This window comes from Exiguobacterium sp. SH31 (genome assembly GCF_001816105.1).
Lineage (GTDB): Bacteria > Bacillota > Bacilli > Exiguobacteriales > Exiguobacteriaceae > Exiguobacterium > Exiguobacterium aurantiacum_A.
Genome location: NZ_LYTG01000010.1, coordinates 1 through 19684, shown reverse-complemented (window position 1 = coordinate 19684; position 19684 = coordinate 1). Strand labels below are relative to the sequence as shown.

Below are 19684 nucleotides of genomic sequence, written 5' to 3'. Positions count from 1 at the left end.
GAACCACTTATGAAAAGTGGTTCGTCACTGAATGATCTCGAGTTCTGGCATCCATTGTTTCATATGCTCGCTCGTCTCGTTGAATAGCTCAGGTTTGGCGGACTGGAGAGGGACGACCTCGAAATGGCCCGCGCTCGATTGCCGTGTGAACGTCGGATAGAACATCGGGTTCGTGAGCTCAAACGTCGATTCGCCGTCGATGGTTGTCTTGACGATGTCGATACCGACGATGCCGCCCGTATTCCGCTCATCGCCTTGCTGGCCAGACAAGAAGTTACCGAGTGAGTAGGCGACGAACGTTCGATTGCCTGCAGCGCCGTCGACCCAGGCCGTCGGCTGCAGGACGTGCGGATGATGGCCGATGATGATATCGACACCAAGATCGGACAGTTGTTGGACGAGTGTTTGTTGCGATTCGTTCGGGAGCGGCTCATACTCATTCCCGAAGTGGAGTGCGACGACGGTCAGCTCGGCGGTTTGCTCGGCCGCCTCGATATCTCGTTTCATCGCTTCGACGTCAATGTAATTGACGTGATACGGCTGCTTCGGCACGACACCGTTCGTCCCATACGTGTAGGCGAGGAACGCAAACGAGATGTCGTTCGCGGTCAGCGTCCGGACGTTGGCTTTATCTGCTTCGGATAAGAACGAACCGGTATACGGCATATCGATCGAGTTCCAGTAGGCGATTGAATTCTCAATCGCTTTCACGCCGCGGTCGAGCGTGTGATTGTTCGCTGTCGTCACGAGGTCGATGCCTGCTTCTTGCAACGCATCACCGATCTCGTAGGGGCTATTGAAGGCAGGGTAACTCGACAATCCGATGTCACTGCCGCCGATCATGCTCTCTTGGTTGGCAACGGTAATGTCGGCTTCGGCCAAAGCGGGCGCAACTTTTTCAAACGCGGGGGTGAAGTCATAGCCGTCACCGTTCTTGGCGGCGTTGTAGACGGAGTCGTGCAATAAAATATCGCCGATCGCGTAAATGGACGTCGTCGTCACGACCGGTTCAGGTTCTTCGGGCACGGTATCAACCGGTTGTTCGGTCTCGACCGGCGGATTCTCAGCTTGCTCGGGTTGCGTTGTTTCGACATCGGCTGAGGTGCAGCCGAACAGGAAAAGGAGGGATAAAAACAGGGCAGGTTGTTTCATCGGGATCACTCGTTTCAAGTGAGTGGTCACTTCCTTTCGTCTAAGGTTGAACATGTATACTAACGAGTTCGACAAACGATTCAAATTCCCTTTCACCACGACAAAAAAGTACCGGGGTCACATGTCCCGGTACTTGAATAATTTAGATGCCTTCTTTTGTCAAGATTTGTTCCATCTGTTCAAACTCGTTCGTGATTGTCGTGCTCGGTGGCGGTGTCATCAAACTGACGACATAGATGCCAAGCGCCGACAAGAAGAACGCTGGAATCATCTCATACAGTTCACCGACGGTCCCGAACCAGTCGCTAGCGAAGTTCTTCCAGACGATGACGACAAATGCACCCGTCAACATGCCCGCGAGTGCGCCTTGGCGCGTCGTCCGTTTCCAAAACAAGCTGAACAAGATGAGCGGGCCGAACGAGGAACCAAAACCGGCCCAAGCGTAGCCGACGAGGTTCAAGATCGTATCATCAGCACCGAAGGCGAGCCAAATCGAGACGACCGAGACGAGAATGACGGTTATCCGGCCGACCATGACGAGTTCACGGTCACCTGCCTGTTTGCGGAAAAACTTCTGATAGAAATCGGTCGTCGCCGCACTAGACGAGACGAGCAACTGCGACGAGATGGTCGACATGATGGCGGCAAGCAGTGCCGCGAGTAACACGCCCGTGATCAAGTCGATGAATAATAGGTCTGATAGATTGATGAAAATATTTTCTGGATTGTCGATCTCAAGTCCTTGCTGCGTGTAGTAGGCGAGACCGATCAATCCGGTCGCCATCGCCCCGACGACGGTGAAGAGCATCCACGAGATACCGATCCGGCGGGCGGTCTTAATATCTTGTAATTTTTCGATGGCCATAAAGCGGACGATGATATGCGGTTGTCCGAAGTAACCGAGCCCCCAGGCGAATAGAGACACGATCCCGATGAACGATTGGCCCGTCCACGGATCGAGCAGCGCCGAATCGATATCACCAATCGTTTGGAGCGCGTTCGAGACGCCATCAGTCGCCGTGATCGCGATCGCCGGAACGAAAATGAGCGCGAACAACATGATCAGTCCTTGGACGAAGTCCGTCCAACTGACAGCGAGGAACCCGCCGATGAACGTATACAGGATGATGATCGACGCTAAAATCAAGACGCCCGTCACAAATTCGATGCCGAAGACGGCGTTGAACAACCGGCCGCCGGCCACGAATCCGCTCGTCGCGTACAGTGTGAAGAAAATCAAGGTGACGGCGGCTGAGAACGTCCGCAGCGTGCCCCGAGAATCTTTGAACCGCTTTTCGAAGAAGTCTGGAATCGTGATCGCATCTTCTGACAAATACGAATACGTGCGTAAACGCGGGGCGACGAGGAGCCAGTTCAAGTAGGCGCCGATCGTCAACCCGATGACGATCCACCCACTCGAGAGACCGGTCGCTTGCAGATGGGCGTAAACGGTCGTCGGACCGAGAAATTTAAAGCCGCGTCGTTTCAAGTCTGTGCTCAAGCGATGCGATAGCTCCGTCGTCACCGGAACCTCTTCGACCGACGTCCAGTCGTTGTTGATGACCCTTCCGTCGACGAACGACCAGATGTACGCATCGAATGTACCGAACTCGTGCTGGATCTCGAGAAACCGTTTGGCGTTGTTGATCGACGCTTCAATCTTGCGGCGATTACGGACGATGCCATCGTTTGACAGCAGCCGTTCGATGTCGACATCGGTATAGTCGGCGACGCGCGTGACATCAAAATCGGCATACGCGCGCCGATAGTTCTCACGCTTCCGTAAGATGGTGATCCAGCTGAGCCCTGCCTGCGCGCTCTCGAGCGTCAAACATTCGAAATGTTTCTTGTCATCGTGGACCGGCTTGCCCCATTCCTCGTCATGATACCGAACGTAGTCCGGGTCTGTGCCGCACCAAGGGCAGCGTGACGTCTCTTCCATGTTGCTTTCATCTCCTTTTCGTTGTCGATTCATTTTAGCACGTCGGAACGATTGCCGACGTTCATGGACGGGTATAATACGTCATATTGGAGGTTGATGGATTTATGCGAGATTGGATGATCAGTATCATTGAACAGTACGGTTATTTCGGCATCGCGTTCATGATCTTTATCGAGAACGTGTTCCCGCCGATCCCGTCAGAAGTCGTCTTGCTGTTCGGTGGGTTCTTTGCGGTCAAAACAAACTTGATTGTCTGGGTCGTCGTCTTGGCGGCGACAGCGGGTGCCATTTTAGGAGCGGTCTTGTTGTATGGCATCGGATTATATTTAGACGTCGAACAAATCGAGCGGTGGACGAAACGACACGGGAAGTGGATTCGACTCGATATCGATGACGTCCGAAAAGCGGACGCGTGGTTTGACCGCTATGGCGGCTGGATGGTCTTTTTTGGTCGGCTCATGCCGGTCGTTCGGAGTTTGATCTCGCTGCCGGCCGGTATGTCGAACATGCCGTTCCTTAAATTTTTGCTGTTGAGCACAGCCGGAACGGTGATCTGGAATTCGATTCTGATTTATATTGGAATTCGGGTCGGGGAGAACTGGGAATCGATCTTAGGCTATCTCGACGTGTATTCATACGTGATGTACGCGCTTCTCGTCATCGCGATCATCGCTTTCGTCGTGTGGCGGAAGCGACGGAAACGGAAACAGTCGAACAAAGCGTCGTCGGTTTGATGGCAACTAAAAAACGGGTCCTCCTAAGAGGGCCCGTTATTTTTGAAGTTCAGGATGGTCGTTCAAAATCTGTTCGCGCAACTGCTTCATCCTCGTGATGATTTGCGAACGCGTCTCCCGGAACGCTTCGATCGGCTGACCGGAAGGGTCGTCGAGCCCCCAGTCGTCCCGATATGTCGTCGGTACGTACGGACACTCGACCCCGCAACCCATCGTGATCAAATAGTCGAGCCGGTCCGGGATATCGTCAAGCCGTTTCGGGTGTTGACCCGACGGATCAAGACCGATCTCCCGGACGGCCTCGAGCGCGAGCGGCTTTACTTCCGGATAATCTTCCGTGCCGGCTGAGTGGACGCGGGCGATATCTCCGAGCACATCGCGTCCGATCGCCTCTGCCATTTGAGAACGGCATGAGTTATGAATACATACAAATGCAACTTCAACCATGAGTTTTCAGTCTCCTTTATCGGTTTGGTCAGGTTTTCTATCAGTTTCCTCGGGCAAGACTCTTTTGAGCGTCTGCTCCGTCTTCGCCGCTAAACTTTCAGAGAAGCGGAACAAGACGATGCCGACGATGGCGGAAACGAAAATGTATAACCCGACGAACAAGTTGATGGCACCGTTCGAGAGGGCGGTGAAAAGAATCGAGAACTCGCCTCGAGGTGCGAGCGAGAAACCGGCCTCGTTCGCTTGAACCCGCGTCAATCCGTACAGCCTGCCGCCGACACGGCCGACAATCCACTTCGACAGCACGCCCCAGACGATCAAGACGAAGAAGAGCGTGTTGATGATCACTCCTTGCTCGAGGTTGATCGAGATTCCAAATGAGATGAAAAAGATTGGCAAGAACAAATCACGGACCGGCACGGTCAGACGTTTCAACGGTCTGACGTCGTGAATGCCGGCCAACATGATCCCGGCGATGAACGCTCCGAGTATTTCCGATAACCCGAATATCATGCCGATGCCCGCGAAGAATAAGATCAAGCCGATCAAGCCGATGCTCGCATCGTCCTGACGTAGCAGGTGCTTCGCGATCTTCGGTTGTTTCGTGACGAAGCGTGAGCCGACAAACAACAAAACACCGAACACGAGAAAACCGACGAACACTTTGCCGATGTCAGAGAAAGCAATCGGTTCGTCTTGAATGATGAACGGAGCGACGGTCAAGATGAGCGGCGCGAAGATGTCTTCAAAGATGAGCAAGGCGAGCACGAATTCTTTAATGTCCTCGTGCTTGTCCGAATTTCGCTCGAGCAGTTTGGCAGAAATCGACGAGCTCGTCGCGTAAAGGACGGCACCGATCAAGAAAGCCTGTGGAAAATCGAGCCCGAACAGCAAAGCGATGCCGATGGTGACGCCGAACGCGAGCACGATGTCTAGAACGCCTGCTTTCCAGACTTGTTTCATCCGCTTGACGAGCTCTGTTAACGGGAACTTCAGTCCGAGCAAGAAAAACAATAAGATAATCCCAATCTCACCGGCGACCTTGAACACTTCGTTCCCATCCCAGAAGAAGCCGACGGCGACCCCGATCGCAATAAACGCCAATATACTCGGGAAGAAGAGTCGCTCGATGATGAGGCTAAGAACAGAGATGACGGTCAGTCCTAAACCGAGTAAAACGATAATATTCAATAGTTCCATACGTCACCCCTTTATGACGAGTCGCCGTCCACAGCGACTAGTCTTGATTCCACTGGTACTCCATGCCGACCGATTCTGGCCGCGAATAGTCAAAACCGAAATGCTTGTATAGCCCGTCAGCCGGGATGTCGGCAATCAAGCTGATGATGGCCGTCTCGTCTGCTTCTTTCAAGATCCAGTCCATCAAATGTTCCATGATCAGCTTCCCGAGCCCAAGGCCTTGGCAATCCGGGTCGACGACGATATCGGCCAGATGGAATACCATCCCCCCATCCCCGACGACTCGGCCCATGCCGACCATCTCATCGTTTCTATATAGGCACACGCCGAATAGCGTGTTGGCGAGTCCTTTGATTGTCCCTTTGTCTGAACGCTTTGGCATTCCGGCCTTGACCCTGAGCTGTTGATGTTGCTCCGGTGTCGGTGTTTCAATCCGTACCTCGACTTCGTTTACCATAAGATGAATCCCCCTCCACACAAGTTGTAAACATTTTCCCGCTATATTGAATTCATAAACCTTGATTTCCCGGCGCTTTTGTCCGAATAATGAAAGAAAATGGAAAGGGTGTGGGGGCACATGTTTGAGAACCAATCGATTTTGCCCGCGCTTCGGGATATGCGGGACGTGGAAATTTTTCTAAAAAGTGAATTCGTCATCGGTGTCTTGCTCGAAATCCACATATCGCGTCTCGATGCGGTCTTTCAGTTGCTTGAGACGCACGGCAAAAAGGTCTTCGTCCATCTCGATTTGATCCAAGGATTGAAGGCCGACGAGTTCGCGACCGAATATATTTGTCAGTCGTATAAACCGTATGGCATCATCTCGACGAAAGGGAATGTGATCCTAAAGGCGAAACAAAAACAAGTCAAGACCGTGCAACGCCTATTTTTGATCGATTCAAGCTCGCTTGAAAAAAGCTACCGGTTAATCAATCGGACGCAACCTGATTACATCGAGGTCTTGCCGGGACTCGTCCCTAAATACATTCGGCTCGTCAAAGAACGGACGGGGATCCCTGTGTTCGCGGGCGGCTTGATTTCGTCGCTTGACGAAGTTGAGCAAGCACTCGCGGCTGGAGCGACGGTCGTGACGACGTCCGATCAAACGCTTTGGCGTGCGCCAGGACTTAAGTAAGCACATTCCGGGTAAATGATTTCGAGGAGGGATAGACGATGAAACAGACAATGATCATTACAGGAGTCAGTCAAGGGATCGGTTACGCGCTCGCGCATCATTTTGCGGAGTCTTATCACGTCATCGGACTCGACATCGGAGAGGATCCGTTGCTTCGTGATGTGACGTTCATGCAGATGGATTTAGGCAACCATGAGGACGTGTCGAACACTTTCAAGAAGATTGGACAAGACTTCGGTGTCGCACATATCCTCATCAATAATGGGGGCGTGTCGTCACTTGAGACCCCGATCGAAGAGTTGGACGTCGAGACGTTTAAACACGTCATCGATGTCAACCTTGTCGGGACGTTTGCTTGTTCAAAAGCATTTTTGACGCTAAACGAAGGGGCGGAGTATGGACGCATCATCAATCTCGCTTCGACGCGTGCGCACCAAAACGAGCCGGACTGGGAAGCGTACGGAGCGTCAAAAGGCGGGATTGTCGCGTTGACGAATTCGATGGCCGTCTCGCTCGCGGCTCGACCGGTCACGGTGAATGCGATCAGCCCAGGTTGGATCCATACGTCCGACGAACCGTTGCGAGACGTCGATCACCGTCAACATCCGTCGGGCCGGGTCGGTACGACGACAGATATCGTCCGTGCCGTTACGTACTTGATCGATCCGATGAACGATTTCGTGAACGGACATAACCTCGTCGTCGATGGTGGAATGACAAAGAAAATGATTTACGAGTCTTGATGAAGTTGGCTGATAGGACGATTACCCTATATTTTAAATGCGGAAGTGAGTGATAAGTCCTAGTCATGGGTATAACAGGAAGGAGTGAGTAAACAAATTTGAAGGGGGAAACGTCGTGCACCAGCTGATCGAAGAGGCTTTGCGCTTTGCGGCCGTCCGTCATGACGGGCAGTTTCGCAAAGGGACAAACATTCCGTATGTAACCCACCCGGTCGCCGTCTCGATGTTGCTTGTCGAAGACCGGCAGCCGATTCCGGTCGTAGCGGCGGGACTGCTCCATGACTTACTAGAAGACACGCTGACGACGGCCGAGGAGATTGAACAACAGTTCGGACGAGAAGTCGCCCGGTTAGTCCAAGCCGTCTCGGAACCGGGGAAGCATCACTCGTGGGAAGAACGTAAGCGGATGACGATTCAGAAAGTGCATACGCTCCAGTATGACGAAGTTGCGCTTCTAGCGGCAGACAAGTTACATAATCTGCGCTCGATCCGACTCGACATTGAGCGTGAAGGCAAGCAGGTGTGGGGACGGTTCAAGCGACCGCTTCGTGATCAGTCTTGGTACTATCATGAGCTGCTCCACGCGCTCCAACCTTTCAGTCAGACGACAAGTTTGATCGAAGAGTTTGAGATTGAATTGAATCTGCTGTTCTACGGTGTCGAAGAAGACCGTGACGAGAAGTTGAACAAACTGTTCGATGTGATCGGCCATGGGTTCCACGAAGACGATTGGCTCCAAGAGTCGTCGACGCTTTGTCAAACTGCTTACGAGTTGAACGAGTCGATGCGGGAAGGCTATCGTCATGGCTCTGAAGCGGAAAGGCTTGAACTCGAAACGTTGAAAGACCAACTGCAAGACAGCGGTCTTAGACAAGACTTGTCAATTCCGATCTTGCAAGCAATCAACGAATTATCTTACCGGGCCGCGCTCCGGTCTGAGGACGTCATCACTTTGTTGAAGTGAAATGATTGTCAAGTGACCTTGAACGTGTTATATTCGTCGTGAACATGAGAAGGGGAGTAGCGACCACGAACGTGGTCGATGGGTCGTCATTACGGTGCGTATGCACTCGGTCCATCGAGCTTCTTACCAAGTCCGCAAGACCTTTTTATGGATGCTTTTTTGGCGTCCATAAAAAGGTCTTTTTGAATTCATGAAAAGGGGAGAAAAATCTACATGGTATTTATTTACTTTATTTTGGCCGCTGCGATTACAGTGTATGCTGCCATAAAATTATCGACGTACGCTGATGTCATCAGTGAGAAGTCAACGATGAGCGGGATGCTCGTCGGGACGGTCTTGCTTGCGGGTGCGACGTCACTTCCGGAAGTGACGACGAGCGTATCCGCCGTCTTGATCAACAACCCGGATATTGCGATCGGGAACATGCTCGGTTCGAACTTGTTCAACATCTTCATTTTGGCAATGTTCGATCTATTTTATCGTCAAAAGCGATTGTTCAATGACGCGAGTCGAGACCATCTATATACAGCCAGTCTCGGATTGATGTTGACGCTCGTCACGATGGTCGCGCTCATCGTCCGGATTGATTATACAGTACTAGGAATTGGCATTGACGCGATATTAATTGCCGTCTTGTATGCGATTGGGATTTATTATATCGGGAAGCGCCCCCAAGAGCCGACGGCCGAACGAGAAGTCGAGCAAGAAGTCGGTGCGAGTGTCACGGATACGATTTCAGTGAAACAAGCCGGCGTCGGGTTCGTTATCGCGGCACTCGTCATCATGGCTGCCGGGACGGCGCTGTCGATCACGGGTGACCAGATTGCTGTCGTCACGGGACTCGGCTCAAGCTTCGTCGGTAGTTTCTTGATTGCGGCGTCGACGTCGCTGCCTGAAGCGGTCGCGGTATTCGTCGCTTTGAAACTCGGTAACGTCAACTTGGCGTTCGGCTCGATCTTAGGGAGCAACATCTTCAACATGCTCATCATCGCGATGTCGGACGTATTTTATCAGAACGGGTCGATTTTAGCGGATGTGTCGGCATCGCACTTGGTCACGGCGATCGGGATCACGATCCTATCGATTTTGGTCATGTACAGCGTGCTTCGCAAAGAAGTGACATCGAAAGTCAGATACGCCATTCCTTCGATTCTCGTCGTGTTCGTCTACGCCGTTTCTTCATATCTCATCTTTACCGGATGAATCATCAACTCGTCAATTTGACGTGATGGCATAACGCCATCACGTTTTTTTCTTGTCCCGGTATCACTTTCGTCTGACTGGGGTATAAGAGGAGGGAAGGAGGGGTGACGATGCAAGTGCATGCCGTGGAACGTTTAGACGACTATGTCGTATTAATACCGGCCTATAACCCTGATCAGGCGCTCGTCACGCTGGTCCGGGAGTTGAAGGACAAAGGGTTCGTCCATGTCATCGTCGTGAACGACGGCAGTGCCGATACGTGCCGTGCTGTGTTCGATGACGTAAAGCCGGAAGTTTCGACTGTGCTCGAGCATGAACAAAATGCGGGTAAAGGCGCAGCGCTAAAGACCGGGCTCCGTCACATCGTCGATGCGTACCCTGAGACGACCGGCGTGATCACCGTCGATGCGGACGGACAACATCTGCCGGCGGACGTCCGTAACCTGTACGATGAAGGGGTGAAGTGGCCGCATCATCTGATCATGGGCTGTCGTGATTTCTCGTCTCCTGCGATTCCGTTCCGGAGCCGGTTCGGCAATCAAATGACGAGATTTGTCATGTTGCTCGGCAGCGGTCTCCGTCTGAACGACACACAGACCGGACTGCGGGCGATTCCGCTCCGCTATGTCAAGCAACTGATCGATATTCCGGGCAACCGCTATGAGTTCGAGATGAACATGTTGACGTTCACGAAACGATTGCAAGTACCGATCCATCAAACACCGATCGAAACGGTATACGTTGACGAGAACGCGTCCTCACATTTTCGTCCAGTCATCGATTCGATTCTCATTTATCGCATGTTTTTGGCCTATTCCTTATCATCAGTCGCTTCATTCTTAATGGACATCGGCGTCTACGCGTTGTTGATCTTCTTATTGAATCCATGGTTCGAAACAGTCCATGTCATCGTGGCGACGATTTTGGCGCGTGTCGTGTCCTCATTATTCAACTATTACGTCAATCGGAAAGTCGTCTTCAAATCGACAGCGAAGCGCTCGATGTTGAAATACTTTGGGCTGGTCGCTGTACAGATGGCGCTGTCGGCGAGTCTCGTCTACGTGTTGTTCCTGCTGTTCCGGGACGGTGAGGTCATCCTCAAGGTCGCCGTCGACAGTGTATTGTTCGTATTGAGTTACTACGTCCAAAAAAGATGGATCTTCAAACGCTAAAAGGCCCGACAGCTGTCGGGCCTTTCGTCAATAAGCGAGCGTTCCGAGTTTGACTGACGTGTAGCGGTGCAACTCGCGCACGTCGGCGATCCCGGTCTTGATCATCATGTCGCGTATGAGCAGGGCGCAGACGCGGGCGTCCTCGGCGGCATCGTGGTGGATGAACGGGACGTTCAAATGCTCGGCCATCGTGTTCAACTTATGGTTCGGTAGCCCCGGGTAGAGCTTGCGGGACAACTTGACGGTGCAGCCGTATTCAATCGTCGGGAAAGTGAACAAGTCGTACTTGGCGATCGCCTTACGGAGCGCACCCATGTCAAACGCGGCGTTATGGGCTATGACGACGTCGACGGCGTTCAATGTCGGATAGAGCTGTTCGAGCACTTCGGGCAATGTCGGGGCATCCCAGACGTCGCTTGGGCGAATTCCGTGGACGCGAATATTGCCTTGGTCAAAGTCTTCCTCAGGATTGACGAGCAATTGGTTCGTCTCGACGACTTCACCGTCTGTCAGTAGACTCCAACCGACAGAGCAGATGCTCCGACTGTCGCGATTGGCCGTCTCGACGTCGATTGCTAGAATAGAATGTGGCATAAAAGTTCCTCTCTTCGTTAAAAATCTGTACAAAAAAAGTCTAACACAAGGTTAGACGGTAAAGCGATCATGCGGCCGAGAGATGCCGACACGCCTCGGCGCAGCGCAAGCAAGCCTCAGAGCAACGTTGGCAATGGTCGTACAAGTGACGCCCGCATTCGACGGCACACGTATCACACACTTGCGCGCAGAGCGCCGCGATCGGTCTTGTGAACGCCGAGTCGGTTTCGAGCGCGTTCAAGGTGAGTGTGGCGACTTCGGCACATTCTTTCGTCAACCGGATACATTCCGAGACCATCAGCAGGTCTTCTTCTTGTAAACATTTCGAGAAGCAATGGTTGCTCGCCCGGATACAATCGATCACGGCCAAAATCGTCTCTTCGACAGAGGTTCGGTTCATTGGAAGTCCCCCTTAAGATAAATGATGTCTTACAATCATTACCCGGTTCGTGTCGACTTAAACCGAGGCGGGGACACAAAAAAGCCGGCCCACATCAGTGGACCGACTTAAGGAATGGAGCATAGCGGGCTCGAACCGCTGACCTCCACGCTGCCAGCGTGGCGCTCTCCCAGCTGAGCTAATGCCCCGTTGGAAATTATTATATCATTCTAATAAATGATTTGGCAATAAGAAAAACGAAAGAACTTTGAAAATCATTTTTTTGAAGTTTAATGGACGTTAGAGCTGGGAAAAATAGATAGGATGTTATATTAAGAAAGCAGGTGCAACGTATGGAGATGATTTTGTTGGCGCTACTGCCTGCCCTCATGTGGGGGAGTATCCCGCTGATCGTATCTATTGTCGGCGGCAAGCCGATTCAACAATTGATCGGCACGACGATTGGCGCGATGGTGATGGCGGTTGTCATCGCGCTCGTCTTCAAGCCAGAGTTCACGACGCTCGCGATCGTGACTGGTTTCATATCAGGTGTGTTCTGGGCGCTTGGACAATACCTTCAGTTCCAGTCGTTCCAAATTTTAAGCGTCTCGAAAGCGATGCCGATCAGTACAGGGATGCAGCTTGTCGGGACATCACTGTTCGGGGTCATCGTCCTTGGGGACTGGAAGACATCGACCGAGCTATGGCTCGGCTTCTCGGCCCTCGTCTTGATCATCATCGGGGCCGTCATGACGTCATATCAACAACATAAAGAATCCGATAGCAGTAGTGCTTTGAAAAAAGGGCTACTCGTGCTCCTCGTTTCGAGCATCGGTTACGTGACGTATGCTGTCCTGACCAACTACTTTGAAGTGGATGGCATCACCGCCATCCTACCGCAGTCACTCGGGATGTTCATCGCCGCGCTCTTGTTCAGTCTTCGTGAAAAAGATGTGAAAAAGTTTGATCCGAAAACGTTCAAGAACATCTTCGCCGGGCTTGCCTGGGGGATCGGGAACTTCGGATTGTTCGTCTCGAGCGGAGAAGTCGGCATCGCGACGTCGTTCGCACTGTCCCAATTGAACGTCGTCGTCGCAACGCTCGGTGGCATTTACTTGTTAAAAGAAGAAAAGACGTCGAAAGAACGCGTCTTCGTCTTCATGGGGATCGGTCTGATCGTGGTCGCTGGATTCATGTTAGGGCTTGCGAAGAGCTGAATGATTTTTTTAAGGATGGGCCAGGTTGCTTGATGCGACTTGGTTCTTTTTTTAGTTGAACAGGAATACTGACTTTTATCTATAATGATTGGAAAAATGAAGAATCGGAGTTCTGTTCTGATTTTTCGGCAATAGTGTAAAATCGTATCGAGCAAAAACTATCAATTTTATTCTAGCGTTCACAGCTACCTAACGCCGAGGGAGTACAAACAAAGATACCTCTTCGAAACTTTCTAATTAAGTGTTGACAATCCAATGTCCATGCTCACAAGTTTTAAATCGTCAAACTCTTCTTGAAGCTGGTCAGGAAGGCGTCGAAGCAATACCTCCGTCATCTCGTCCATCGTCTGTTGATCCAGTTGAAAATTATCCACCTGAATCATCCTCTCCTGTTGGTAGCCTAACGATACTTTGTATCCAAGCAAGCAACATCTCGGTTTAATTCACATAAGCCCTGGTGTTGTTTCGGAAAAAATGTTCATTGATGTGCGTCGGTTTTTAGATATAAGTGTTTTGATGGTTACACTCGTGCTAGATATCGCATATGGAGGAACAAGTTTTCCATACTCGATAAATAATTTATACATAAAGGGACTAAGAGGAGTCAAAAATCGACTCTCTCTTAGTCCCTTTATGTTACGGATTATTTTGTTGCTGTAAATATAATTGTCTAAAAACTTCTATAGAACCTTCGATATCTATCCATTTTTCTAAAAGATGATCAAAGTATATGTCTTGGGTCAACATGATTTTTTTAGAATTCACAGAGTCGTTGTTTAAATATAACGCCATTTGTTCTTCATTTTTTGCAATATCATCTACTATTTCCCACGGGGACCCATACAATTTGATCACTTCTTCTTCAGATAACGCAATAAATTCTTGATAGTCTTCTGGTGTTAGTAAGTCAGCATAAGCCTCGTACAAAGAAGCGTAGATTTTAAAAGGTGTGCCGTCTCCAATTTCTTTTTTGTATAACCACTCATAAATCATCTTCCATGTATAAATGAAATTTTCGAAGACGTATCCCCATTCCCAGTGTACTTCATCTTTTGGTAGCGTGACTCGTTGTTCTGATCCATTATCGTAATGCACAATATAATGTAATTTACCAACGATTGAGGTATCCTCAATAAAGTCATTTACGGATAAGCCCAATTGCTTTGCTGCTTCACTAATTAAGAACTCATCAGTAGATCCATAAGCTGAGAACCGGATTTCTGCAAAAGTAACGATTAGACCGTACATAAATCCTCCCAAATAATATTATTTTAAATACCAATACTGTTCTGTCGGGAAGAATTGATCAACCCTTGGATTCTTCGATTTATCACGATAAAAGCGTATTCCGACCTTATATTCCATACCATTAATTCGGGTTGTATAAGTGACACGACTATATTTGTTACCAGCTTTAACTGGTCGTCTAATTTGGTTGTTAATATCAGATGCGTTCGTTATTATAACTTGAGCAAGAGAGGTTATGAAACAATTCTTCTGTAATTCTTTGAATAAGTGATTTTCTTATGCCCCGCGGAAGATTAGAGTTTCTCGATGAAATACCAAACTCATTTTCTTCTAGATAAAGTTCCGAATCAAGATCAAGTAATTCATTATCACTTGTTAAAGCTGGAATAAATGTAAAGACGCGACCATATCAAACTGGCCGCGTCTTTACATTTTCAATTATACTGTTTAAGCTTTTTCCGCCCACGCTACATCAATAAATTCATCACGTCCTGAAATAGCCCGATCTTCCTTGTAGTGTTTCGGGTTCTTCTTATGGTAGTCCTGATGATAGTCTTCGGCCGGATAAAACACGTCGGCTGGTAAGATTTTCGTCACGATCGGTTGTTTGAACTTTCCGCTCGCGGCGAGCGCGTCGCGGCTCTGTTCTGCTTTCACGCGTTGTTCTTCCGTATGATAGAAGATGGCTGGCGCATATTGTTGCCCGCGGTCTTGGAACTGGCCGCCGTCGTCGGTCGGGTCCGTCTGAATCCAATACAGTTCGAGCAGACGCTCATACGCGAACTGAGCCGGATCGAACGTGATCTCGACGACCTCGTAATGCCCGCTCGTGCCGGTTTTCACTTGTTCATACGTCGGGTTGTCGACATGTCCCCCGGTATAACCGGATACGATTCCTTCGATGCCTGGCTGTTCCTCGAACGGTGTCACCATGCACCAAAAACAGCCGCCTGCAAATGTTGCTTTTTCCATTCATAAGTCCCCCTCGATCAATTTCCCAAAAAAAGCGCCCATGTCATCGACATGAGCGTTTTGTCATATCGTCCAAGGCGATGCCTTGCTGGAAGTAGCACCTTGCCGAAGCAGGTTGCTGTGAAGTCATAGAGCCAGGTCTCTCGTTCACTCAAGATATCGATATGTAGTTGGTGACAGCATCATATCATCTGTCTCGTTTAAACGTCAACGATTTGGTGTGCGCCGAAGTTGAAATAGCGTGGCACCAACAATCAAGATAATGAGGGCGATGGACGCAGGGAATGCCCACGGCAAATCATCCCCGAACAATTGTAGAAAGAACAGGGCGAACACGGACAGTAAAACAAGGATGTAAGAGCGGGACATGGCTACCTCCAATAACGTTTCTTCTAGTGTATCAAGTTGCACATCCAATGGCGATAAAAAGAAGGGGATTCGATGCATTCAGCGAATACCGAATAACATTGCCTATAAGGAGGGAACTAGATGCAAGACTTATTTGAACTAGACATCGAGACCGCACAGCGCGGCTATAAAGAAGGGACGTTCACGGCCCGGGACGTGACGGCCTACTATTTGACACGAATCGCTAGCTTGAACGATAAACTGAAAGCGGTCATCCAAGTGAACCCGGACGCGTTGTTCGAGGCTGAGGCGGCGGACCGTGCCTACCGACGCGGAGACCGGCTGCCACTCCTCGGTATTCCCGTTTTACTCAAGGACAACATCGAGACGGCGGGACTCATGAGGACTACTGCCGGCGCCGTGGCGCTCGAGCATCACTTTGCGGGTCGTGACGCTGAACTCGTCCGTCGCCTCCGTGAGCACGGGGCGGTCCTTCTCGGCAAAGCCAATTTATCGGAATGGGCCAATTTTTTGACGGAGGACATGCCGAACGGATGGAGCGGGGTCGGTGGACAGACGCTCAATCCGTATGGTGACAATCTCGACGTCGGCGGTTCGAGCTCTGGCTCGGCGGCGGCCGTTGCGGCGAACTTGACGGTGCTCGCCGTCGGCAGCGAGACGAGCGGGTCGATCATCCACCCGAGCGTCCATAACGGCATCGTCGGTATCAAACCGACGGTCGGGCTTATCAGCCGGAGTGGGATCATCCCGATTTCGCGGTCGCAAGATACGGCCGGTCCGATGGCGCGGACGCTCCGCGACGCGGTGCTCGCACTAGAAGCGATGTGCGGGGAAGACGATTCGGACCCGGCGACGACACATCTACCGGCCGGTCCACCGTACCGGACGTGTCTCGACGAACGTCAAGCCGTCGGCATGCGTGTCGGTTTCGTGAAGGCTGAACTGTCGGATGAAGAACAGACGCTCTATCAAGCGGCGCTGGCGTTACTCAAAGCGAGCGGGGTCGAGCTCGTCGAAGTCGACCTGCCGTCAAACGACGGACTTGACCAAGGCGACGTCCTCTACCATGAGTTCAAGCTCGGGATCGAGGCGTATTTGGCGACGACAGCGCTCCCGTATGAAACGCTCAAGGACTTGATGGACTGGAACAAGCTTCACCCGGAAACGATCCCGCACGGACAAGTTACGTTCGAGAAAGCGAATCAGTTATCAGGGCGTTTGACCGAGTCGAGCTACCTCGAGCGACGCTTAGCCGACGTCCGGCAAGCGAAAACGGACGGCCTCGATCGTTTATTGATGGAACAAACGCTTCACGCCCTGGCGTTGCCACACGACTTGAATTACGATATGGCGGCGAAGGCAGGGCACCCGACGGTCACGATCCCATACAAGCTCAAACAGAGCGGGGCACCTTTCGGGCTGTCATTCACGGGTACGAGCTATGCGGAACGAGACCTCATCCGTATCGCCTACGCGTTCGAACGCCACGTGACGCGTCCGATCCCGCCTATGTAAGAACGTTGCACCTGTCGCTCACGTCCGCTACAATGGTACGTATGCGGATTGAAGAAAGGACAGATTACAATGAAATCATCTATATATGGGCTGACATTTGATCAGCTGTCGGACGCTTGCGTATCTTGGGGATACAGTGCCTACCACGCCAGACAAATATGGGACTCGCTTTACATCGACCGTGTCAGACGGCTCGACGAAATCGCGGTTCGTCCCGAAGTGCGCGAACAGCTTGAGGCGAACTATGCGCTGACGACACAAGAACTGTTCGTCAAACAAGAAGCGGGTGACGGCACGGTCAAATTCTTACTTAAACTGCACGACGGGCATTATATCGAAACGGTGCTCATGCGCCATAAGTATGGACGTTCCGTCTGTGTGACGACACAAGTCGGGTGCAACATCGGCTGTAGTTTCTGTGCGAGCGGCCTCTTGAAAAAAACACGCGACTTGACGGCGGGCGAGGTCGTCGAACAGATCATGACCGTTCAACACTATTTAGACGAGGTCGGTGAAGATGACCGCGTCAGCCACATCGTCGTCATGGGAATCGGGGAGCCGTTCGATAACTTTGATAACTTGGTCGACTTCCTCCGTGTCGTCAAAGATGAGCGCGGTCTCGCGATTGCTCCTCGTAAAATCAACGTCTCGACGAGTGGGCTCGCCGACAAGATCTACAAGTTCGCCGACCTTGACCTGCGCATCAACTTGGCCCTCTCGCTGCACGCGCCGAACGATGCGCTGCGGACGAGAATCATGAAGATCAACCGGGCGTTCCCGCTCGATAAATTGATGCCGGCGATCCGCTACTACGTCGAGAAGACGAATAAACGGATCACGTTCGAGTACATCTTGCTCTCGAAAGTGAACGACTTGCCAGAACATGCCGAAGAACTCGCGGCGTTGATCGATGACATCAAAGACAAGTCTTACGTCAATTTGATCCCATACAACCCGGTCAACGAGCACATCCAGTACGAACGGAGTACGACCGAGGACATCATGGCGTTTTACGACGTCTTGAAAAAACGGGGCATCAATACGGGCGTGCGTCTCGAGCACGGGACCGATATCGATGCGGCGTGCGGCCAATTACGCAGTAAACAAATGAACGTCGAAGGCGCCAAATAAACGAGCGCTCCGAATCGAAACCGATTCGGAGCGTTTTTATCGTGCCCGGGCGTATAATGCGTCAGACGAGAAATATCTTTAAACATTTTTGTGAATGATGAATAGTCCTTACCCCCTCAGGGAATAGTCTTTTGATATCAAAGCAGAGAGTGGAGGCAATTCAATGGAGACAGTAAACGCTACGTTATGGATTCGAGTCAGAAACACGCTCGGGGAAGGGCCTTGCTGGGACGCTGAACTGAAGCGGTTCTACTGGGTCGATATCGAAGGGCACGCGCTCTGGTGGTACGATGAGAAAGAAGATGAATTATCTTCGTTTGATATGGGACAGCAGGTCGGGTTTGTCGTCCCTAAAGTGACCGACGGCGTGATCGTCGGATTGAAGGATGGTATCTATGAGTGGGATGAAACGTCGAAACAACTCGATAAACTCGTCGAACTTGATGACCCGGAGGGTGTCCTTCGCTTCAACGATGGGAAAGCCGACCCGTACGGTCGTGTCTTCGCCGGGACGCTCCACTTAAAAGACGAGTCTGAGCAGGCGACGTTGTTCCGCTTGAACCGCGACGGCACGACCGAGGTCATGTTGAGCGGATTGACGTTATCGAACGGGTTGACGTGGTCACCTGACCATACGTCGTTTTACCATATCGATACGCCGACCGAGACGGTTCGCAAGTTCCCGTTCGATTTGAAAACGGGCACGCTCGGGGAAGGTGAGGTCGTCATTGATTTCAAGAATGAGGACGGGTTCCCGGACGGCATGACGTCGGATGAAGACGGCTTTTTATGGATTGCCCACTTTGCAGGCGGGCGCGTCACGCGGTGGAATCCGGAGACGGGTGAAAAAGTGCTTGAAGTCATCGTCCCGGCGCCGAACGTCACGTCGTGTAGTTTTATCGGGGATGACTTAAAACAATTGGCGATCACGACGGCGCGCGAAGGCATGGACGACGAGGCGCTCGCCGCTCATCCGGATGCGGGTTCGGTCTTCAAGATCGATACGGAAGTGAAAGGGATGCCACTTTATCGGTTTGGACGTTAAGGAGGGACGGCTATGGTGAAGCGATTGCTCGTGCGAGCGGGAATCGGATTGGCACTAGCGGCGGTGGCTCGGGTCGGGATTCAAAAGATATTGGACGACCGGGCCCGGAAAGAAGACCATACGTATCTTGAACCAAAGTGGGACGAGACGCCGAGTGTGGATGCCGATAAGGATGATGACGAGGTCGGATTGACGCAACTCGATTCGATTTACCGGGCCGAGTGGCAGGCGAACACGTATCCTCGCTCCGAGGCGGAACGGAAAGCGTTAGAAGAATAACCGGTACGAAGAACATATCCAGAGCTTTTTCTTCGGCCGTCGAGGCCTCAGAAAAAGACAAATGGCCGCTAGATGGCGCCCCGACTCCTGCAGGAGAGCAATCCAACGGAGACCCAGCAGCGACGTGAGTCGCGATGCGGCTCCGGGATTGCCTGCGGAAAGCGTGGGCGCTGGAAGGACGAGCGATAACAATCATATTAGTCAACAAGCTGAACACGCTCCTTTTGAGCGTGTTTTTTTTTG

At 51.4% G+C, this 19684-nt stretch carries 22 protein-coding genes, 1 tRNA gene and 1 riboswitch; of the genes, 11 read left to right on the top strand and 12 right to left on the bottom strand.

Features of this window, described 5'->3' with window-relative positions; translation table 11 throughout:
* Positions 1 to 24 precede the first annotated feature (24 nt).
* Positions 25 to 1161 (bottom strand): CapA family protein, encoded by a 1137-nt coding sequence (locus A6395_RS01585; protein WP_071397606.1) that lies wholly within the window; start codon positions 1159 to 1161, stop codon positions 25 to 27.
* A gap of 133 nt (positions 1162 to 1294) precedes the next feature.
* Positions 1295 to 3094 (bottom strand): sodium/proline symporter PutP, encoded by a 1800-nt coding sequence (gene putP, locus A6395_RS01580; protein ID WP_084812894.1) that lies wholly within the window; start codon positions 3092 to 3094, stop codon positions 1295 to 1297.
* Between the two features lie 104 nt (positions 3095 to 3198).
* Here putP and A6395_RS01575 point away from each other — a divergent pair, with 104 nt between their 5' ends.
* Entirely contained in the window at positions 3199 to 3828 is a 630-nt protein-coding gene (locus tag A6395_RS01575) for a DedA family protein (protein WP_070327179.1), read from the top strand.
* Positions 3829 to 3864: 36 nt separating this feature from the next.
* Here the strand turns inward: A6395_RS01575 and A6395_RS01570 are convergent, their stop codons facing one another.
* From A6395_RS01570 to A6395_RS01560, 3 genes are read right to left on the bottom strand one after another with little or no spacing between them, the layout of a single operon-like run.
* Positions 3865 to 4275, bottom strand: a complete 411-nt coding sequence (locus A6395_RS01570; RefSeq protein WP_071397605.1) for an arsenate reductase ArsC — start codon at positions 4273 to 4275, stop codon at positions 3865 to 3867.
* A gap of 6 nt (positions 4276 to 4281) precedes the next feature.
* Entirely contained in the window at positions 4282 to 5475 is a 1194-nt protein-coding gene (locus A6395_RS01565) for a cation:proton antiporter (protein ID WP_071397604.1), read from the bottom strand.
* A 37-nt stretch (positions 5476 to 5512) separates the two neighbouring features.
* Positions 5513 to 5932, bottom strand: a complete 420-nt coding sequence (locus tag A6395_RS01560) for a GNAT family N-acetyltransferase (protein WP_070327182.1) — start codon at positions 5930 to 5932, stop codon at positions 5513 to 5515.
* A 120-nt stretch (positions 5933 to 6052) separates the two neighbouring features.
* Between A6395_RS01560 and A6395_RS01555 the strand changes: the two genes are divergently transcribed.
* The 5 genes from A6395_RS01555 (at position 6053) to A6395_RS01535 (ending at position 10692) form a co-directional block, all read left to right on the top strand.
* Positions 6053 to 6610, top strand: coding sequence for a glycerol-3-phosphate responsive antiterminator (locus A6395_RS01555; RefSeq protein WP_071397603.1), 558 nt, complete (start codon positions 6053 to 6055; stop codon positions 6608 to 6610).
* Positions 6611 to 6648: 38 nt separating this feature from the next.
* Positions 6649 to 7353, top strand: coding sequence for an SDR family NAD(P)-dependent oxidoreductase (locus tag A6395_RS01550; protein ID WP_071397602.1), 705 nt, complete (start codon positions 6649 to 6651; stop codon positions 7351 to 7353).
* 115 nt (positions 7354 to 7468) lie between these two features.
* Complete coding sequence (locus A6395_RS01545; RefSeq protein ID WP_071397601.1) at positions 7469 to 8317, top strand: HD domain-containing protein; 849 nt, start codon at positions 7469 to 7471, stop codon at positions 8315 to 8317.
* 213 nt (positions 8318 to 8530) lie between these two features.
* Positions 8531 to 9520: a sodium:calcium antiporter gene (locus tag A6395_RS01540; RefSeq protein WP_071397600.1), complete on the top strand. Its 990-nt coding sequence runs from the start codon at positions 8531 to 8533 to the stop codon at positions 9518 to 9520.
* A 110-nt stretch (positions 9521 to 9630) separates the two neighbouring features.
* Complete coding sequence (locus A6395_RS01535; protein WP_071397599.1) at positions 9631 to 10692, top strand: bifunctional glycosyltransferase family 2/GtrA family protein; 1062 nt, start codon at positions 9631 to 9633, stop codon at positions 10690 to 10692.
* Between the two features lie 27 nt (positions 10693 to 10719).
* Here the strand turns inward: A6395_RS01535 and A6395_RS01530 are convergent, their stop codons facing one another.
* The 3 genes from A6395_RS01530 to A6395_RS01520 all read right to left on the bottom strand — a co-directional run bounded on the left by A6395_RS01530 (position 10720) and on the right by A6395_RS01520 (position 11874).
* Positions 10720 to 11286, bottom strand: coding sequence for a 3'-5' exonuclease (locus tag A6395_RS01530; RefSeq protein WP_071397598.1), 567 nt, complete (start codon positions 11284 to 11286; stop codon positions 10720 to 10722).
* Between the two features lie 67 nt (positions 11287 to 11353).
* Positions 11354 to 11686, bottom strand: a complete 333-nt coding sequence (locus tag A6395_RS01525) for a four-helix bundle copper-binding protein (RefSeq protein ID WP_071397597.1) — start codon at positions 11684 to 11686, stop codon at positions 11354 to 11356.
* Positions 11687 to 11801: 115 nt separating this feature from the next.
* Positions 11802 to 11874, bottom strand: a tRNA-Ala gene (locus tag A6395_RS01520).
* A 144-nt stretch (positions 11875 to 12018) separates the two neighbouring features.
* Here A6395_RS01520 and A6395_RS01515 point away from each other — a divergent pair.
* Positions 12019 to 12882 (top strand): GRP family sugar transporter, encoded by an 864-nt coding sequence (locus tag A6395_RS01515; protein ID WP_071397596.1) that lies wholly within the window; start codon positions 12019 to 12021, stop codon positions 12880 to 12882.
* 233 nt (positions 12883 to 13115) lie between these two features.
* On the opposite strand, the gene A6395_RS15940 is transcribed toward A6395_RS01515, so the two are convergent.
* From A6395_RS15940 to A6395_RS16060, 4 genes are all read right to left on the bottom strand, one after another.
* The gene (locus A6395_RS15940; RefSeq protein WP_159429441.1) at positions 13116 to 13256 is read right to left on the bottom strand and encodes a hypothetical protein; all 141 of its coding nucleotides are present in this window, start codon (positions 13254 to 13256) and stop codon (positions 13116 to 13118) included.
* A 262-nt stretch (positions 13257 to 13518) separates the two neighbouring features.
* Positions 13519 to 14130: a hypothetical protein gene (locus tag A6395_RS01510; protein WP_071397595.1), complete on the bottom strand. Its 612-nt coding sequence runs from the start codon at positions 14128 to 14130 to the stop codon at positions 13519 to 13521.
* Positions 14131 to 14577: 447 nt separating this feature from the next.
* Positions 14578 to 15102, bottom strand: a complete 525-nt coding sequence (msrA, locus tag A6395_RS01505; RefSeq protein WP_071397594.1) for a peptide-methionine (S)-S-oxide reductase MsrA — start codon at positions 15100 to 15102, stop codon at positions 14578 to 14580.
* A gap of 63 nt (positions 15103 to 15165) precedes the next feature.
* Positions 15166 to 15265: riboswitch (SAM riboswitch) on the bottom strand.
* 44 nt (positions 15266 to 15309) lie between these two features.
* On the bottom strand, positions 15310 to 15471 hold the full coding sequence (locus tag A6395_RS16060) for a hypothetical protein (protein WP_173647367.1): 162 nt from the start codon (positions 15469 to 15471) through the stop codon (positions 15310 to 15312).
* 120 nt (positions 15472 to 15591) lie between these two features.
* Between A6395_RS16060 and A6395_RS01500 the strand changes: the two genes are divergently transcribed.
* From A6395_RS01500 to A6395_RS01485, 4 genes are all read left to right on the top strand, one after another.
* Complete coding sequence (locus A6395_RS01500) at positions 15592 to 16986, top strand: amidase family protein (RefSeq protein WP_071397593.1); 1395 nt, start codon at positions 15592 to 15594, stop codon at positions 16984 to 16986.
* Between the two features lie 69 nt (positions 16987 to 17055).
* On the top strand, positions 17056 to 18117 hold the full coding sequence (rlmN, locus tag A6395_RS01495) for a dual-specificity RNA methyltransferase RlmN (protein WP_016509033.1): 1062 nt from the start codon (positions 17056 to 17058) through the stop codon (positions 18115 to 18117).
* A gap of 163 nt (positions 18118 to 18280) precedes the next feature.
* Entirely contained in the window at positions 18281 to 19162 is an 882-nt protein-coding gene (locus tag A6395_RS01490) for an SMP-30/gluconolactonase/LRE family protein (protein ID WP_071397592.1), read from the top strand.
* 12 nt (positions 19163 to 19174) lie between these two features.
* Positions 19175 to 19441: a hypothetical protein gene (locus tag A6395_RS01485; RefSeq protein WP_016509018.1), complete on the top strand. Its 267-nt coding sequence runs from the start codon at positions 19175 to 19177 to the stop codon at positions 19439 to 19441.
* Positions 19442 to 19684 lie beyond the last annotated feature (243 nt).

Coding starts and splice junctions, on each gene's coding strand:
- putP (WP_084812894.1), bottom strand. CDS start 3,094: ATGGAAGAGACGTCACGCTGCCCTTGGTGCGGCACAGACCCGGACTAC.
- A6395_RS01575 (WP_070327179.1), top strand. CDS start 3,199: ATGCGAGATTGGATGATCAGTATCATTGAACAGTACGGTTATTTCGGC.
- A6395_RS01570 (WP_071397605.1), bottom strand. CDS start 4,275: ATGGTTGAAGTTGCATTTGTATGTATTCATAACTCATGCCGTTCTCAA.
- A6395_RS01565 (WP_071397604.1), bottom strand. CDS start 5,475: ATGGAACTATTGAATATTATCGTTTTACTCGGTTTAGGACTGACCGTC.
- A6395_RS01560 (WP_070327182.1), bottom strand. CDS start 5,932: ATGGTAAACGAAGTCGAGGTACGGATTGAAACACCGACACCGGAGCAA.
- A6395_RS01555 (WP_071397603.1), top strand. CDS start 6,053: ATGTTTGAGAACCAATCGATTTTGCCCGCGCTTCGGGATATGCGGGAC.
- A6395_RS01550 (WP_071397602.1), top strand. CDS start 6,649: ATGAAACAGACAATGATCATTACAGGAGTCAGTCAAGGGATCGGTTAC.
- A6395_RS01540 (WP_071397600.1), top strand. CDS start 8,531: ATGGTATTTATTTACTTTATTTTGGCCGCTGCGATTACAGTGTATGCT.
- A6395_RS01535 (WP_071397599.1), top strand. CDS start 9,631: ATGCAAGTGCATGCCGTGGAACGTTTAGACGACTATGTCGTATTAATA.
- A6395_RS01530 (WP_071397598.1), bottom strand. CDS start 11,286: ATGCCACATTCTATTCTAGCAATCGACGTCGAGACGGCCAATCGCGAC.
- A6395_RS01525 (WP_071397597.1), bottom strand. CDS start 11,686: ATGAACCGAACCTCTGTCGAAGAGACGATTTTGGCCGTGATCGATTGT.
- A6395_RS01515 (WP_071397596.1), top strand. CDS start 12,019: ATGGAGATGATTTTGTTGGCGCTACTGCCTGCCCTCATGTGGGGGAGT.
- A6395_RS01510 (WP_071397595.1), bottom strand. CDS start 14,130: ATGTACGGTCTAATCGTTACTTTTGCAGAAATCCGGTTCTCAGCTTAT.
- msrA (WP_071397594.1), bottom strand. CDS start 15,102: ATGGAAAAAGCAACATTTGCAGGCGGCTGTTTTTGGTGCATGGTGACA.
- A6395_RS16060 (WP_173647367.1), bottom strand. CDS start 15,471: ATGTCCCGCTCTTACATCCTTGTTTTACTGTCCGTGTTCGCCCTGTTC.
- A6395_RS01500 (WP_071397593.1), top strand. CDS start 15,592: ATGCAAGACTTATTTGAACTAGACATCGAGACCGCACAGCGCGGCTAT.
- rlmN (WP_016509033.1), top strand. CDS start 17,056: ATGAAATCATCTATATATGGGCTGACATTTGATCAGCTGTCGGACGCT.
- A6395_RS01490 (WP_071397592.1), top strand. CDS start 18,281: ATGGAGACAGTAAACGCTACGTTATGGATTCGAGTCAGAAACACGCTC.
- A6395_RS01485 (WP_016509018.1), top strand. CDS start 19,175: ATGGTGAAGCGATTGCTCGTGCGAGCGGGAATCGGATTGGCACTAGCG.